The following is a 16,110-nucleotide window of genomic DNA, read 5'->3' on the forward strand; positions in this document are numbered from 1 at the left end:
CGCGGACCTGACACCATGATCAGCGCCTACACCGGAACCCAGATCAGGGCGGCCGAAGAGCCGCTCCTGGCTGCCGGTATGGGCGCTGTCCTGATGCAGCGCGCCTCCCAGGGGCTCGCCAACGCCGTGATCCGCGAGCTGCAGGCCCGCGGACGGAAACTCTATGGCGCCAGCGTGGCCGTTCTCGCCGGCAAGGGCAACAACGGAGGCGACGGCCTCTTTGCCGCCGCGTTGCTGGCGGCCCGGGGAGTGCGTACGACGGCGGTGCTCACCGGCGGTGCGGCACACCCTGAGGCATTGGCCGCCTTTGAACGTGCCGGCGGCCGGGTGCATATCCTGACCGACTCCACGCTTAACCGGCTGACCGCCGAAGTGGCGCGTGCCGACGTCGTCATTGACGCCGTTCTGGGGACGGGCGCAAAGGGCGGCCTCCGCGGAACGGCCGCCGCCCTGGCGGGCAGGCTTCTGTACTCTGGACTTGGCGGGAGCCTGGTTGTTGCCTGTGACGTCCCCAGCGGCATGGATGCTGACACCGGCGAAGTACACGCGCCCGTACTGTCTGCGGACCTGACCGTCACTTTCGGCGCGGCCAAGGCCGGACTGCTGGCCGACCCGGGGGCGGACCATGCAGGGCGTGTCCACGTGGTGCCGATCGGCATCGAGGAGAACCTCCCTTGGCCGGCGTTGCGGAGGTTTGAAGCCGGAGACCTGTTCCGGCTGCTGCCGCGGCCGGGACGGCGCTCACACAAGTATTCGCGCGGGGTGCTGGGCGTGGTGGCAGGATCAGCCGACTATCCCGGTGCTGCGGTGCTGGCCTGCCGCGGTGCGCTTGCCGCCGGGGTGGGAATGGTGCGCTACCTGGGCCCGCCCGAGGCGGCCCAGGCAGTGCGGCAATCATGTCCCGAGGTGGTGTGCAGTGCCAGTTCGGTGGCTGACACCCACGTCCAGGCCTGGCTGGTGGGTTCCGGAATGGGCCCCAGCGACGCAGAACAGCTCCAACGCGCACGGGACGCTGTGGAGTCCGGCCTGCCTGTCATCGCTGATGCCGGTGCTCTTCCAGCTTTGCCCGCCGTCTTGGCTCCGCACGTGGTGCTCACCCCCCATGCCGGCGAGCTCGCGTCCCTGCTGGAGCGGCTGCGCTCCATCCCGGACGGTTCGGCCGCGGACAGCAGGTTCACGGAGAGCCCGGCCGCGGAGAGCCCGGCCTTCGGCCAGGGCGCAGACCGTGCCGCGGTTGAAGCGCACACTCTGGGCGCTGTCCGGTACGCTGCCGGGCTGACTGAGGCCACCGTCCTGCTGAAAGGCGCCACTACGCTGGTGGCGTCCCCCTTCCAGGATTTCTACAGCCAGGCGGACGGCGTGCCCTGGCTCGCTTCTGCCGGCAGCGGCGACGTCCTGGCCGGAATCATCGGTGCGCTGCTCGCACAGCTGGGTTCCGACGTCGGACGCTTCCGTGACGCGGGCATCGATCCCGACGAACGCTGGGCCGCCATTGCCGCCCTGGCAGCCAGCCTCCACGGCCTTGCGGGGACCACTGCCTCGGCTGGCGGACCGCTGACAGCCGGGCGCATCGCGGACGTACTGCCCGAGGTTTGGGGTAAAGTAAGCACGCTTAGTATTCGGTTGGCTCAGGAACGTAATAGTCATCCCCACCCGTTACGGTAGGCATAGGTTCTGTATCGGCGGCGGGGATCGGAAGCGTTTCGGTGCCCTGCTGGCGAACAACAACAAGGAGCACGCATGGAAATCTGGCCCGGATCGGCTTACCCCTTGGGCGCCACTTTCGATGGAACAGGCACCAACTTCGCACTGTTCAGTGAGAAGGCCGAAAAGGTGGAACTGTGCCTCTTTGACGACGAAGGGGCGGAGACCCGCATTCAGCTCCATGAGGTGGACGGCTATGTGTGGCACTGCTACCTTCCGCAGATCCAGCCCGGGCAGAAATACGGGTATCGGGTCCACGGGCCTTACGATCCTGCCTCCGGCAACCGCTTCAACCCGAACAAGCTGCTGCTGGACCCGTATGCCAAGGCCGTTCACGGCCAGATCGACTGGGACCCGGCGCTCTTCTCCTACAACATGGGCGACCCCGACTCCCGCAACGACGCGGACTCCGCACCGCACATGATGATGGGCGTGGTGATCAACCCGTTCTTCGACTGGGACGGGGACCACGCCCTCCGCGTCCCGTACCACAAGTCAGTGATCTATGAGGCCCACGTCAAGGGCCTGACCAAGCTGCACCCGGAGGTTCCGGAGGATCAGCGCGGCACCTACGCCGGGGTGGCCCATCCCTCCATCATTTCCCACTTGCAGAAACTTGGCGTCACCGCGATCGAGCTTATGCCGGTGCACCAGTTCGTCAACGACGGCATTCTGCAAGACAAGGGCCTCAGCAACTACTGGGGCTACAACACCATCGGCTTCTTCGCCCCGCACAACAGCTACAGCTCCACGGGGGACGCCGGCCAGCAGGTGCAGGACTTCAAGGCCATGGTCCGGTCCCTGCACCGGGCGGGTATCGAAGTCATCCTTGACGTGGTCTACAATCACACCGCCGAGGGCAACCATCTGGGACCCACGCTTTCCTTCAAGGGCATTGACAATGCTGCCTATTACCGCCTCATGGACGGCGACAAGAAGCACTATATGGACTACACGGGCACCGGCAACTCGCTCAACGTCCGCCACCCCCACTCCCTGCAGCTGCTCATGGATTCCCTGCGCTACTGGGTCACCGAAATGCATGTGGACGGCTTCCGTTTCGACCTCGCCTCCACCCTGGCCCGCGAATTCTATGACGTGGACAAGCTGTCCACCTTCTTCGAACTCATCCAGCAGGATCCCGTAGTCTCCCAGGTGAAGCTCATTGCCGAGCCCTGGGATGTTGGCCCCGGCGGCTACCAGGTGGGAAACTTTCCGCCGCAGTGGACCGAATGGAACGGCAAGTACCGCGATACCGTCCGCGACTTCTGGCGGGGCGAACCGGCTACGCTGGGCGAATTCGCCTCGAGGATCACCGGCTCCGCGGACCTCTACGAGCACTCCGGGCGCCGGCCGGTGGCCTCGATCAACTTCGTCACGGCCCACGACGGCTTCACCCTGTCGGACCTGGTGTCCTACAACGAGAAACACAACGAAGCCAACGGCGAGGGCAACAACGACGGCGAATCGCACAACCGCTCCTGGAACTGCGGCGCCGAAGGCCCCACGGACGATCCCAAGGTCTTGAACCTCCGCGCACGCCAGCAGCGCAACTTCATCGCTTCGCTGCTGCTGTCCCAGGGTGTCCCCATGCTGGTGCACGGCGACGAACTGGGCCGCACCCAGCAGGGCAACAACAACGGCTATTGCCAGGACTCCGAGCTGACCTGGATCAACTGGGACAGCGTTGACCAGCCGCTCGTGGAGTTCACGGCCGCCGTCAACGCACTCAGGCACAAGCATCCGACGTTCCGCCGCAGCAAATTCTTCGACGGCAGGCCGGTGCGCCGCGGCGAAGGGGAAAGGCTTCCGGACATCGAATGGCTGGACGTCGACGGTTCCACCATGACGCCGGATGACTGGGATAGTGGCCTGGGGCGGTCCTTCGGCGTATTCCTCAACGGTGACGGCATACAGGGCCGGGACGAGCGCGGCCGGAGGATCACCGACGTCAACTTCGTGCTGTACTTTAACGCGGACACCGAGGAGGTTAAGTTCAAACTGCCCTCCGACGAACACGCCCCGGCATGGGACATCATCATTGATACCGCCGGCCACAACGCGGACACCGAGCCCGTCGCGGCTGGCGGCGTCCTGCCCGTGGACGCCAAATCCCTCGTGGTGCTCCGCGCCCACAGCACCCCGGAAGTCGAGCCGGACCACTCCGTTGCGGCCTCGCTCGCGGCGTTGTCGCAGACCACCACCAGTGAGACCGAAGCGCTGACCACACCGATCGTCCCCGAACCGGCGCACACCAAGAAGGTCAAGCCAGCCCGGAAGGACGCGAAAAAGTGAGGGTTCCGGCCTCCACCTACCGGCTCCAGATCCGCCGTGGCTTCACGCTCTTTGACGCTGCTGACAAGGTGCCCTACCTGAAGTCCCTCGGCGTGGACTGGATCTACCTTTCGCCCATCCTGACGGCCGAGCATGGATCCGATCACGGCTACGACGTGACTGATCCCTCTTCCGTGGACCCGGACCGGGGCGGTGCGGAAGGCCTGCTGGCGCTCTCCAAAACTGCCCGGGAGCATGGCATGGGCGTGCTGGTGGACATCGTGCCCAACCACGTGGGGGTGGCCTCCCCGCCGCAGAACCCCTGGTGGTGGTCGCTGCTTAGGGAAGGCCGCGCCTCGCGCTATGCCGAGGCGTTCGACGTCGACTGGGACTTCGGCGGGGGCCGGCTCCGGATCCCAGTGCTGGGCAGCGATGACGACGTGGACCAGCTGGAAATCAAGGAGGGCGAGCTCAGATACTACGGGCACCGCTTTCCGCTCGCCGAGGGAACCTATTCGGACGGTGATTCGCCGAGGGCTGTCCATGACCGGCAGCACTATGAGCTGGTGGCCTGGCGCCGTGCCGACGATGAACTGAACTACCGGCGTTTTTTTGCGGTCAACACCCTGGCGGGCATCCGGGTGGAAATCCCCTGGGTCTTTGACGAGGCCCACGCCGAGGTGGCCCGCTGGTTCCGCGAGGGACTGGTGGACGGCTTGCGCGTGGACCACCCGGACGGCTTGGCGGACCCTGCCGGATACCTGCACCGGCTCAAGGAGATCAGCGGCGGAGCGTACATCCTGGTCGAAAAGATCCTGGAGTCGGGCGAGGACCTGCCTCCGGACTTCGAATGCGAAGGAACCACCGGCTACGACGCCTTGGCCGACGTTGACCGCCTCTTTGTGGATCCCAAGGGACAGGTGCCCCTGACGCGCCTGGATTCACGCCTGCGGGGAAGCCAGAGCCCTGCGGACTACGCGGACATGATCCACGGCACCAAACGGGACATGGAGGACGGGATCCTGCACTCGGAGATCCGCCGCCTGGCGCGCCTTCTCCCCGAGGACACGGGGCTGACCGAAGACCAGTCCGTTGAGGCCTTGGCGGAGATCATCGCGGCTTTCCCCGTCTATCGGACCTACCTGCCCGAGGGCGCCGGCGTCCTGAAGGAAGCCTGCGACTCGGCAGCTGAATCAAGACCGGACCTCGCGGAGGCTGTGGGAGTCCTGCTGCCGCTGCTGCACAATCCGGCCGGGGAGCTGGGGCGCAGGTTCCAGCAGACTTCCGGCATGGTGATGGCCAAGGGAGTGGAGGACACCGCGTTCTACCGCTACACCCGCCTGGGGACCCTGACCGAGGTAGGGGCGGACCCCACCGAATTCTCCCTAACGCCCGGGGATTTCCACCGCAGGATGGCCCGGCGCCAGGACGCCTTGCCGCTGTCCATGACCACGTTGACCACCCATGACACCAAACGCAGTGAGGACACCCGCGCCAGGATCTCGGTGATTTCCGAGATGGTGCCGGAATGGTCCGCCACCCTCGCCCGGCTCCGTGAGCTGGCACCGCTGCCGGACGGGCCCCTCGCTTCGCTGCTGTGGCAGGCTATCGCCGGTGCCTGGCCGGCCGGACGCGGCAGGCTGCGCAGCTACGCGGAAAAGGCGGCCCGCGAAGCCGGCAACTCCACAAACTGGATTGACCCGGACCACGCCTTCGAAGAGAAACTGCTGGCGGCGGTGGACGCCGTCTTTGACGATCCTGAGGTCAGGACCGAGCTGACGGCCTTTGTGGCGCGCGTCGATCCGCACGGGGCATCCAACTCCCTGTCTGCCAAGCTGGTCCAGCTCACCATGCCCGGCGTCCCGGACGTTTACCAGGGCACCGAGTTCTGGGACCGCTCGCTGGCCGATCCGGACAACCGGCGGACCGTGGACTTCGAACGGCGAGAAGGTGCGCTGGCGGACCTGGACGACGGCGTACTGCCGGCGGACTTCCAGGCCGAGACCAGCAAACTGCTGGTGACGTCGCGGGCACTCCGACTCCGCCGTGACCGGCCCGAGCTGTTCCAGGGCTACTGGCCAGTACACGCTACCGGGACAGCAGCGGAGCACTTGGTGGCCTTTGATCGCGGCCCCATACAGGCCAGCGCGCCCCATGCCGGCTGCGGGGCGGGCGCTGTCACGCTGGCCACCAGGCTTCCCTTCGGGCTGGAACAGGCCGGCGGCTGGAGGGACACCGCCGTCGAACTCGGTACCACGATGCGGGATGAGCTCACGGGCAACAGCTTCGGTCCCGGGCCGGTGCCGGTGGAGAACATCCTGCGGATCTACCCTGTGGCGCTGCTGGTGCCCGTGAACGGAGACAGCTTATGAGCCTGGCACACAACGGTTCCGGACGGTTCGACCTCTGGGCACCGAGAGTCGAATCAGTCACCCTGGTCGCTAACGGGCAGCAGTATCCGATGGTGCGGCTGGAACCGGCCCCCGGAGCCGAAGGCTGGTGGTCGGCTGCAGCCGCGCCTGCTGACGGGGAGGTGGACTACGGCTATCTGCTGGACGGGGACAGCAATCCTTTGCCGGACCCCCGGTCACGCCGCCTGCCGGACGGCGTCCATGCGTTGTCCCGGACCTACAGCCCGGCCTCCCATGAGTGGAGGGATGCCGGCTGGCAGGGCAAGGAACTGCGCGGAGCGGTCATCTACGAACTGCACGTGGGGACTTTCACGCCGGAAGGAACCCTGGACGCGGCCGCGGAAAAGCTCGGCTACCTCGCGGAACTGGGCGTCGATTTTGTGGAGCTCCTCCCCGTCAACGGGTTCAACGGAACCCACAACTGGGGCTACGACGGCGTCCAGTGGTTCGCCGTCCATGAAGGCTATGGCGGCCCGGCGGCCTACCAGCGTTTTGTGGACGCCGCCCATGCGGCCGGGATGGGCGTCATCCAGGATGTGGTTTACAACCACCTCGGACCCAGCGGCAACTACCTTTCCAGATTCGGCCCGTACCTCAAGCAGGGCGATGCCAACACCTGGGGGGACTCCGTCAACCTGGATGGGCCGGGTTCGGACGTTGTCCGCGAATACATCCTGGACAACGCCGCGCTTTGGCTGCGTGACTACCACGTGGACGGCCTGCGACTGGATGCCGTCCACGCGCTGAGGGACGAGCGCGCGGTGCATATCCTGGAAGAGTTCGGTGCCCTGGGTGATGCCATCTCCGCGGAGACGGGCCTTCCCAAGACGCTGATCGCCGAATCCGATCTGAACAATCCCCGCCTGATCTATCCGCGCGACACCAACGGATACGGGCTGGCCGGACAGTGGAGCGATGACTTCCACCATGCCGTCCACGTCAATGTCAGCGGCGAAACCACCGGCTACTATCAAGACTTCGCGTCGCTGGGCGTCCTCGCCAAGGTCCTGAGGGACGGCTTCCTCCACGACGGCAGCTACTCCAGCTTCCGCGGCCGCCATCACGGGCGGCCCATCAACACCTCCCTGGTACAGCCTGAGGCCTTGGTGGTGTGCAACCAGAACCATGACCAGATCGGCAACCGGGCAACGGGGGACAGGCTCTCCCAGTCGCTGCCCTACGGGCCGCTGTCCGTGGCCGCTGTGCTCACGCTGACATCGCCCTTTACGCCCATGCTGTTCATGGGCGAGGAATTCGGGGCCTCCACGCCGTGGCAGTTCTTCACCTCCCACCCCGAGCCTGAACTGGGCAAGGCGACGGCGGAGGGCAGGATCCGTGAGTTCGAACGGATGGGGTGGGATCCCGCCGTCGTGCCGGATCCGCAGGATCCGGAAACGTTCCGGCGGTCCAAACTCAACTGGGCCGAGGCCTCTGCCGGTGGGCATGCCCGGCTACTGGAGCTCTACCGCTCGCTGACCGCCCTGCGCCGCGAACACCCCGAGCTGGCAGGCCTGGGGTTCACTGACACTGAGATTTCGTTCGATGACGATGACGGCTGGCTGCGTTTCCGGCGAGGGTCCGTGGAGGTGCTGCTGAACTTCTCGGAGGAGGAGGTCCGCCTTGAGGATGCGCGGGGAACGCTGCTGCTCTCAAGCGACGAGGCCACCAAACTGGACGGCGGGGCGCTGACGTTGCCACCGTGGGGCGCGGCCATCCTGAAGGGTTAGCGTGGCGCCGCGGGCTATTTTGTCAGCCCTATTTTGTCAGCCCGCGGCGTAACACTTCGCCTCAGGCGTGTAGCGCGGATCACAACTGGCAGGATGGAACGTATGACTTATTCTGCTGCGGAAAACCGCTATGAATCCATGCCATACCGCCGCGTCGGCCGCAGCGGACTCAAGCTCCCGGCCATCTCGCTTGGCCTCTGGCATAACTTCGGCGATGACAAGCGCTTTGATGAACAGCGCGCCATCCTTCGCCGCGCCTTCGACCTGGGCGTCAACCACTTCGACCTCGCCAATAACTACGGTCCGCCGGACGGCTCCGCGGAGACCAACTTCGGACGCCACCTCGCGGACGACTTCAAACCGTACCGGGATGAACTGGTCATCTCCACCAAGGCCGGCTACTACATGTGGCCAGGCCCGTACGGCGAGTGGGGCTCCCGCAAGTACCTGATTTCCAGCCTGGACCAGTCCCTGCAGCGGATGGGTCTGGACTACGTGGACATCTTCTACAGCCACCGGCCGGACCCGGAAACACCCATGGAAGAAACCATGGGCGCCCTGGATTACGCAGTCCGCTCGGGCAAGGCACTCTACGCCGGCATCTCCTCCTACACGCCTGAACAGACCATCGAGGCGGCCCGGATCCTGAAGGAACTCGGCACCCCGCTGCTGATCCACCAGCCCAGCTACTCCATGCTGAACCGCTGGACGGAGAACGGAACTCCCAACCTCTACGAAGCCCTGGAGCAGGTGGGCGCCGGCTCCATCGCGTTCTCGCCGCTTGCCCAGGGGATGCTCACGGACCGGTACCTGAACGGCGTTCCCGCGGATTCCCGTGCGGCGAAGGCCCGCTTCCTGTCCGAGGACGCCATCACGGAAGAGAAGCTGGACCGGATCCGCGGCCTGAACAAGATCGCAGCGGACCGCGGGCAGTCGCTCGCCCAGATGGCCATCGCCTGGATCCTGCGTGACCAGCCGAAGGGCACGCCGGTCACGTCGGCACTGGTGGGTGCTTCGAGCGTCAGGCAGCTGGAGGACACCCTGTCCGCCATCAGCAATCTGGAGTTCACTCCAGAGGAACTGACAGCCATCGACGAGTTTGCGGTGGAGTCGGACATCAACCTTTGGGCGCAGAAGTCCTAACGTATGACGATCTGCGTCGGCTGTGTGGGGGCCGGGAACAAGGCCAGCCCCCACACAGTTGGGTACTATGAAAAGGCGCCGAGTGGCGCTGTGCCTGGTGTCCGCCGTCGTACTTTCCGGTATTGACTGTTCCGGCGGCTGGCGTTTGTTCTCAAAGGAGTTCCGTGTCTTCAAATCCGATTCGTGTTGCAATCGTTGGTGTGGGTAACTGCGCCGCCTCGCTCGTCCAGGGTGTGCACTACTACCGTGACGCCGATCCCCAAGCCACCATCCCGGGTCTGATGCACGTGGAGTTCGGCAAATACCACGTCAACGACGTCCAGTTCGTTGCCGCCTTTGACGTTGACGGCAAGAAGGTCGGCGTTGACCTCGCGGACGCCATCCTGGCCAGCGAAAACAACACCATCAAGATCGCGGATGTTCCGCCCACCGGAGTGACGGTCCAGCGTGGCCACACCCTTGACGGCCTGGGCAAGTACTACCTTGAAACCATCGAACAGTCCCCCGAAGAGCCGGTCGACGTCGTGCAGGCCCTCAAGGATGCCAACGTTGACGTTATGGTCTGCTACCTGCCCGTTGGTTCGCAGGAAGCTGCAGAGTTCTACGCCCAGGCCGCGATTGATGCCGGTGTTGCTTTCGTCAACGCGCTGCCGGTCTTTATCGCCGGCACCAAGGCGTGGGCTGACAAGTTCACGGCCGCCGGTGTGCCGATCGTGGGCGACGACATCAAGAGCCAAATCGGAGCCACCATCACCCACCGGGTCATGGCCAAGCTCTTCGAAGACCGCGGCGTGACCCTGGACCGCACGTACCAGCTGAACGTCGGCGGCAATATGGACTTCAAGAACATGCTGGAGCGCGACCGCCTCGAATCAAAGAAGATCTCCAAGACCCAGGCCGTGACGTCCAACGTGGAGGCCGAGCTGGCCGCCAAGGATGTCCACATCGGCCCGTCGGACTACGTCCAGTGGCTCGACGACCGCAAATGGGCCTTCGTCCGCCTCGAGGGCCGCAACTTCGGTGACGCCCCGGTGTCGCTGGAGTACAAGCTGGAAGTCTGGGACTCACCCAACTCCGCCGGTGTGATCATCGACGCCATCCGCGCTGCGAAGATCGCCCTGGACCGCGGCATTGGTGGCCCGCTTCTTTCCGCTTCCAGCTACTTCATGAAGTCTCCGCCGGAACAGTTCAATGACGACCTCGCCCGTGAAAAGGTGGAGGCCTTCATCCGCGGCGACCTGGACCGCTAACCCCGGACGCTCTCTCACTTCCTGCAGGTTTTGACGTGACGCTCTCTCACCAGCTTTTTGGTGGGGGAGCGTTTGCCGTTCCTGCGACGCTCTCTCACTTTCGGTGGGTTTTTCCCCAACGCTCTCTCACCTTTGGTGGGTTTTGGGGCGACGCTCTCTCACCTCTTGATGGGGGAGCGTCGCACTTTAGGCGTACCCCTCATAGCGACGGATGGCGTGGCTGGCCTGCGCAAGGGCGAGGAGCCTGAGCAGCAGCTTGCTGTGCATGTGCATCCCGACGGCAGCTGTAAGAATGAGCCGGTGGACAGTTTCCGGGGCGGTCGTGGCCGCAATGTCGAGCCCGGCGACGTCGTCCATGGCCTTGCTGTAAACGTTCAAGACTTCGCCGGACACCGGGATTTTGAGGCTTTCCCTCAGTTCCAGATGCGCGTTCAGTGCGTTCCGGGCATCGCTTGAGGAGTCGGGCCAGCCTCGCAGATGCGCGACGGCGTCAGCCGCCGTTGTGCGGGCCCCCGCCGCTCACGGTGGCGTAAGTGTCCAGCTCCAGCTCCAGCACCTCGCGCTGAACCGCCGCCAACAGCTCAAGGAGCGGGGCGCCGTCGTCGGCCATTCTGAGGAGACCGCGAATCTGTTCGATGTTCAGTCCGACGATCCGGCGAAGGGCCTGGATCAGTTCGAGGCGCTCGACATGCCTTGCTGAATACTGGGCCCGGGTGGCGTGGACCGTCTCACCGGCCGGCAATAGACCCTCGCGCAGGTAGTACTTGATGCTGGCGGTCGAGACCCCCGTTCGGCTGCTCAGTTCCTTGAGCTGCATGCTTGTTATCCCTCGTGGGAAGGCCAGGATCCATTGGATAGTGGATCCGGCGCCAGCTATCTTGATATACGCGACTTGGATAGTGGCTCTATCCTAAGGCTATGGAGCCTTGGAATGTACTGCTAGTCAGCCATGTGGTCGCCGCGCTGTTCGTACTCGCGATTGGCCCGTTCCAAATCCTTCGCCGACGCCGTGACCGCATCCACCGCACCATGGGCTACCTGTGGGTGGCGGCCATGTACTACGTGTGCTTCAGCAGTTTCTGGATTGTTACGGCCGGGCACTTCACCTGGCTGCACGGGCTGTCCGCCTTCACTACCGTGACGGTCACCCTTGGCCTTCTCAGCGCCATCCGCCGCAACATCCCCTCGCATCTGGGCAACATGATCGGCAGCTACATCGGCATTGCAGTGGCCTTTATTTTTGCCGTTGCGGTACCGGGGCGGGCCATTCCGCAGCTCCTCGCGGAGGACCCGGCCAGCGCGGCGTTTGTCGCCGGGCTGGTGGTGCTGACTGTGGCGGTGGTGTTTGTTTCGCTCCAGCGGGGTGGACGCACGGGTGCACCGCAGGGTTCGAAGGATCGGATGCTCTCTCATTCCCTGCGGGTTTAGGAACGATCCTCTCTCACTTCCTTGCAGGTTTGGCGGCGGCGCTCTCTCACCCCGCATCGGCAAAGCCGGACCTATGGGGATGATCCAGCCCGGCGGTGCGGACTATCCGCTTGATCCGCGCTACGGCCTGCTGGAAACCATCAGCAAGATCGTCTTTCTGCAGTATCAGGACTGTGTAGCCAGCCGCCTCGAACGCCTTGTCACGCCTCCTGTCACTGAGGGCCTGGGCGTCCAGAAGGTGATGTTCGCCGTCGTACTGGATAGCCACGCGCCAATGACGATAGCCGAGATCGGCGGTCGGCGACAAGGCATCACCGGCTCGCAAAACAAGTTGAAGGTCGGGTTCAGGCAGACCGGCGTCGGCCATCGCCAGACGGAGCAGGGATTCTGGTGCGGAATCGGCGCCGACCCGCATCAGGTCCAGCGCTTGCCTGGCGCGCACCACACCTTGAAGGTTTGGGTGGCGGCCCACCAGCGAACGCAGCCCGTCCAAGGTGTCGTACGGGTGTGTCCGTCCCTCGAAGTCCACTCGCGGAATGCGGATCAACTGATCGCCCATGCAGACGAGATCGCTGACCGACAGCCGCCGCGCCATGTCCAGCCACGTCCGCGATCGGGTGCTGATCCGGATGCCGTCGATCGATTCAATTTCATCCTCCCGTGCCAGTACCGTGTGGCCGAGTACGCCCCTGCGGCGCACCGAGGGCAGTGCCCGCGGCTTGCTCAAATGCAGCTCCGTCGAGTCCGCCAGCCAGGGTGGCAGTAACTGGCATCGGAGCCGGGCTGCGGTGACGTGTGAGACCCATGCACCGGGCGATGCGGCAGACAACGCCCTTGCGGCAGCCTCCAGTTCAAAGTTCCAGTCCGACGGGCGGTAGAGTCCGCGACCAACATGAATCACGTCTTTTCGTCGGAGCCTATGAGGGGGGAGGCCTGACGCCCGCGCGGAATCGAATGTGAACGGACCAGTTGCGAGGTGCCCTGGCAAAGTTTTGCGCTTTTGCATGCTGGCATTGTGACCGAAACCCGATGGCGCTGCAGAGGTTATCCACAGGGCGTGAGGATCTGCGCAGGGAGTGAGAGAGGGTCGCGGGAAATGCGGCAGGGAGTGAGAGAGGGTCGCGGGAAATGCGGCAGGGAGTGAGAGAGGGTCGGGGGGAGGGAGGATCAGGAGAGGCCGACGGGGTTGCCTTCGCCGTCCACGTCCATGCGCATTGCCGCGGGAACGGCAGGCAGGCCAGGCATGGTCATCACGGCCCCGGTCAGGGCCACAATGAAACCGGCCCCGGTCTTGGGGATAAGGTCGCGCACGTGAATGGTAAAGCCCTTCGGTGCGCCCAGCCGGGAGGCGTCGTCGCTGAACGAGTACTGGGTCTTGGCCATGCAGACCGGCATGCCGGACCAGCCGTTCTTTTCGATGTCGGCCAGCCGTTTCAGGGCGGGGACGGAGAAGTCCACCCCATCGGCGCCGTAGATCTCCTGGGCAATGGTCCTGATCTTCTCCTCCACAGGCAGGTCGAGCAGATAGAGGTGCCTGAAGCTGTTGGGCGCGGAGACCACAGCGGCCACCTTGGCCGCCAGCTCATCGCCGCCGTCCCCGCCGCCGCCCCGGCCCCAGACATCCGCGACGGCGGCCTGGACTCCTTCTGCCGCGCACCACTCCAGCAGCCAGTCGAGCTCCTCCTGCGTGTCCGTTCCGAACCTGTTGATGGCCACCACGGGGGTCACACCGAACTTCTCCACGTTATGCACGTGCCGCCGAAGGTTGGCGACGCCCGCCTGGAGCGCCGGAAGATCCGGTTCCGTGAGCCGTTCCTTGGCCACGCCACCGTGCATCTTGAGGGCCCGGACGGTGGCCACCACCACCACGGCCGACGGCGCCACGTCCTCAACCCGTGCCTTGATGTCCATGAACTTCTCCGCCCCCAGATCCGCGCCGAAGCCGGCCTCGGTAACCACAATGTCTGCGAGCCGGCGCGCTGTCTGCGTAGCTATCAGCGAGTTGCAGCCGTGGGCGATGTTGGCGAACGGACCGCCGTGGACCAGCGCGGGAGTGCCGGCGATGGACTGCACCAGGTTGGGCTTGATGGCTTCCTTGAGGAGCAAGGTCAGGGCCCCCTGCACGCCGAGATCGGCCACGGTGACGGGCTCCCGGCCGTAGGTGTAGCCGAAGGTGATCTTGCCAAGGCGATCACGGAGGTCTGCTAGCCCCGTGGCCAGACAGAACACCGCCATGATCTCCGAGGCGACGGTAATGTCGAAGCCGTCCTGCCGGGGGACGCCCTGAGTGGGTCCGCCGAGCCCGATGATCACCTCCCGCAGCGACCTGTCGTTCATGTCCAGGACCCGCTTGAACGTCATGCGCCGGGGATCGATGTTCAGCTCGTTGCCCTGGTAGATATGGTTGTCCACGAGTGCCATGAGCGCATTGTTGGCAGAGGTCACGGCATGGAAGTCACCCGTAAAATGCAGGTTGATCTCGTCCATGGGCAGCACCTGCGAGTAGCCGCCGCCGGTTGCACCGCCTTTCATGCCCAGGATGGGGCCCAGCGACGGTTCCCGCAGCGCGATCATCACCTTGTGGCCTGCCCGGGCCAGTGAATCGGCGAGACCTACCGTGGTGGTGGACTTCCCTTCGCCGGCCGGAGTAGGTGACATGGCCGAGACCAGCACCACTTTTCCCGCCGGAGCCGGAGCATCCAGACGCGCCGGATCAACCTTGGCCTTGAACCGCCCGTACAGTTCCAGCGCCTCGGCATTGATGCCGGCTGCTGCCGCTATTTCCTCGATGGGCCTGATGTGGGCCCGGCGGGCGATGTCGAGGTCGCTCGGGGAAATCCGTTCAGACATCTTTGTCCTTTGTTAGGGCATCTTCTTCAGGCAGGCGCGGGTGGCGCCCGCCTCAGGGCGCCGGGATCAGCCGGTGCTCCAAGTAATTGTCGACGGCGGCGTGGTAACTTTCCAGCGTGATGGCGGCAGTGCGCTGCCATCCGGAGTTCTGGGCCCTGATGGAGGCGGCCCGGCCCATATCTTCCCGGGTGGCCGGATCGTCGTACAGGGCTTCGAGGGCATCGGCCCAGTCCGCGGCATGGTGCCCTTCCACCAGCAGCCCGGTCCGGCCATGGCAGATGGCACGGGACAGCCCGCCCACCCGGGTACCGACCACCGGCGTCCCGCAGGCCTGTGCCTCCAGGGCCACCAGCCCGAAGGACTCGCTGTAGGAGGGCATCACCACAACGTCCGCGGCCCTGAACCAGGAGGCGAGTTCCGGTGCGCCCACCGGGGGAAGGTGCGTGACGACGTCGTCCAGTCCAGCATCCGCGATGAGGTGACGGAGGTTGAAGTCCTTGTTGCCGCTGAGGGCGCCCAGGATGGTGAGCCGCAGATTGATCTCCGGGCGCCGGGAGCGCAGCAGGGCGGCGGCCTTGAGCAACACGTGCGGGCCTTTCAGCCGCTGGATGCGGCCGGCGAAGACCAGATGGAAGGCTTCCCGGGGCACCCCGCGTTCGGCCCGCGACCGCGCCCGGAAGGCGGGGGTGAAGGTGCTGAGGTCCACGCCTGGCGCTGCCACGTCAATCTGGTCGAAATCCGCGTTGTAGTGCGACACGAGTTCCTCGGCTTCGGCGCTGGTGTTGGCGATCAGGCGCGCGGCTCCGTCAACAATTCTGTGCTCGCCCAGTTCCCTCCGCCGCGGCTCAGGGTGTTCCCCGGACTCGAGCAGCAGGTTCTTGACCTTGGCCATGGTGTGCATGGTGTGGACCAGCGGCACGCCCCAGAGTTCGGACAGCTCCAGGCCTGCAATGCCGGATACCCAGTAGTGCGAGTGGATGACGTCATACCGGCCGTGCGGCTGGCGCTGGCGGATCTGCTCGATTTCGGCCACCAGGCTGTGCAGCAAACCCGGCAGGTCTTCCTTGGGGATCTTCCGCGGCGGTCCGGCCAGGACGTTGTGGACGCAGACGCCGGGGCCGGGATGTTCGACGGCTGGCTGCCCGGCTGATGTGGACCGGGTGAAGATTTCCACTTCCACACCGGTTTCGGCGAGTGCGGAAGCCAGCTCCCGGATGTAAACGTTCATCCCGCCGGCGTCGCCGGAGCCCGGCTGCTCCATCGGCGAGGTGTGGAGGGAGAGCAGCGCGACCCTGCGGATCAGTGCCATGGGATCTCTCCTTC

General features: G+C 65.1%; 12 protein-coding genes. 7 read left to right on the forward strand and 5 right to left on the reverse strand.

What is annotated here, in order from left to right:
* The first annotated feature begins 15 nt into the window (after positions 1–15).
* The 6 genes from QFZ30_RS04675 to QFZ30_RS04700 all read left to right on the forward strand — a co-directional run bounded on the left by QFZ30_RS04675 (position 16) and on the right by QFZ30_RS04700 (position 10,509).
* Positions 16–1,665 carry an NAD(P)H-hydrate epimerase gene (locus QFZ30_RS04675; RefSeq protein WP_307073930.1) on the forward strand — a complete coding sequence of 550 codons (1,650 nt, stop codon included), beginning with the start codon at positions 16–18 and terminating at the stop codon, positions 1,663–1,665.
* 75 nt (positions 1,666–1,740) lie between these two features.
* On the forward strand, positions 1,741–3,999 hold the full coding sequence (gene glgX / locus QFZ30_RS04680; protein WP_307073932.1) for a glycogen debranching protein GlgX: 2,259 nt from the start codon (positions 1,741–1,743) through the stop codon (positions 3,997–3,999).
* On the forward strand, positions 3,996–6,350 hold the full coding sequence (gene treY / locus QFZ30_RS04685; RefSeq protein WP_307073934.1) for a malto-oligosyltrehalose synthase: 2,355 nt from the start codon (positions 3,996–3,998) through the stop codon (positions 6,348–6,350). The genes glgX and treY overlap by 4 nt, the downstream gene beginning before the upstream one ends.
* Positions 6,347–8,116 (forward strand): malto-oligosyltrehalose trehalohydrolase, encoded by a 1,770-nt coding sequence (gene treZ, locus QFZ30_RS04690; RefSeq protein ID WP_307073936.1) that lies wholly within the window; start codon positions 6,347–6,349, stop codon positions 8,114–8,116. Before treY ends, treZ begins: the two co-directional genes overlap by 4 nt.
* A 102-nt stretch (positions 8,117–8,218) precedes the next feature.
* Entirely contained in the window at positions 8,219–9,259 is a 1,041-nt protein-coding gene (gene mgrA, locus QFZ30_RS04695; RefSeq protein WP_307073937.1) for an L-glyceraldehyde 3-phosphate reductase, read from the forward strand.
* Positions 9,260–9,423: 164 nt separating this feature from the next.
* On the forward strand, positions 9,424–10,509 hold the full coding sequence (locus QFZ30_RS04700) for an inositol-3-phosphate synthase (RefSeq protein WP_307073939.1): 1,086 nt from the start codon (positions 9,424–9,426) through the stop codon (positions 10,507–10,509).
* Between the two features lie 186 nt (positions 10,510–10,695).
* Here the strand turns inward: QFZ30_RS04700 and QFZ30_RS04705 are convergent, their stop codons facing one another.
* Complete coding sequence (locus QFZ30_RS04705; RefSeq protein ID WP_307073941.1) at positions 10,696–10,902, reverse strand: hypothetical protein; 207 nt, start codon at positions 10,900–10,902, stop codon at positions 10,696–10,698.
* A gap of 97 nt (positions 10,903–10,999) precedes the next feature.
* Entirely contained in the window at positions 11,000–11,326 is a 327-nt protein-coding gene (locus QFZ30_RS04710; protein WP_307073943.1) for a MerR family transcriptional regulator, read from the reverse strand.
* 101 nt (positions 11,327–11,427) lie between these two features.
* Between QFZ30_RS04710 and QFZ30_RS04715 the strand changes: the two genes are divergently transcribed.
* Positions 11,428–11,937, forward strand: a complete 510-nt coding sequence (locus tag QFZ30_RS04715; RefSeq protein ID WP_307073945.1) for a DUF2306 domain-containing protein — start codon at positions 11,428–11,430, stop codon at positions 11,935–11,937.
* Between the two features lie 46 nt (positions 11,938–11,983).
* Here the strand turns inward: QFZ30_RS04715 and QFZ30_RS04720 are convergent, their stop codons facing one another.
* The 3 genes from QFZ30_RS04720 to mshA all read right to left on the reverse strand — a co-directional run bounded on the left by QFZ30_RS04720 (position 11,984) and on the right by mshA (position 16,096).
* The gene (locus tag QFZ30_RS04720; protein WP_307073947.1) at positions 11,984–12,664 is read right to left on the reverse strand and encodes a DUF559 domain-containing protein; all 681 of its coding nucleotides are present in this window, start codon (positions 12,662–12,664) and stop codon (positions 11,984–11,986) included.
* 440 nt (positions 12,665–13,104) lie between these two features.
* Positions 13,105–14,787, reverse strand: a complete 1,683-nt coding sequence (locus QFZ30_RS04725; protein ID WP_307073949.1) for a formate--tetrahydrofolate ligase — start codon at positions 14,785–14,787, stop codon at positions 13,105–13,107.
* Positions 14,788–14,839: 52 nt separating this feature from the next.
* Positions 14,840–16,096 carry a D-inositol-3-phosphate glycosyltransferase gene (gene mshA / locus QFZ30_RS04730; protein ID WP_307073951.1) on the reverse strand — a complete coding sequence of 419 codons (1,257 nt, stop codon included), beginning with the start codon at positions 16,094–16,096 and terminating at the stop codon, positions 14,840–14,842.
* Positions 16,097–16,110: the final 14 nt, after the last annotated feature.

The organism is Arthrobacter pascens (genome assembly GCF_030815585.1).
Lineage (GTDB): Bacteria > Actinomycetota > Actinomycetes > Actinomycetales > Micrococcaceae > Arthrobacter > Arthrobacter pascens_A.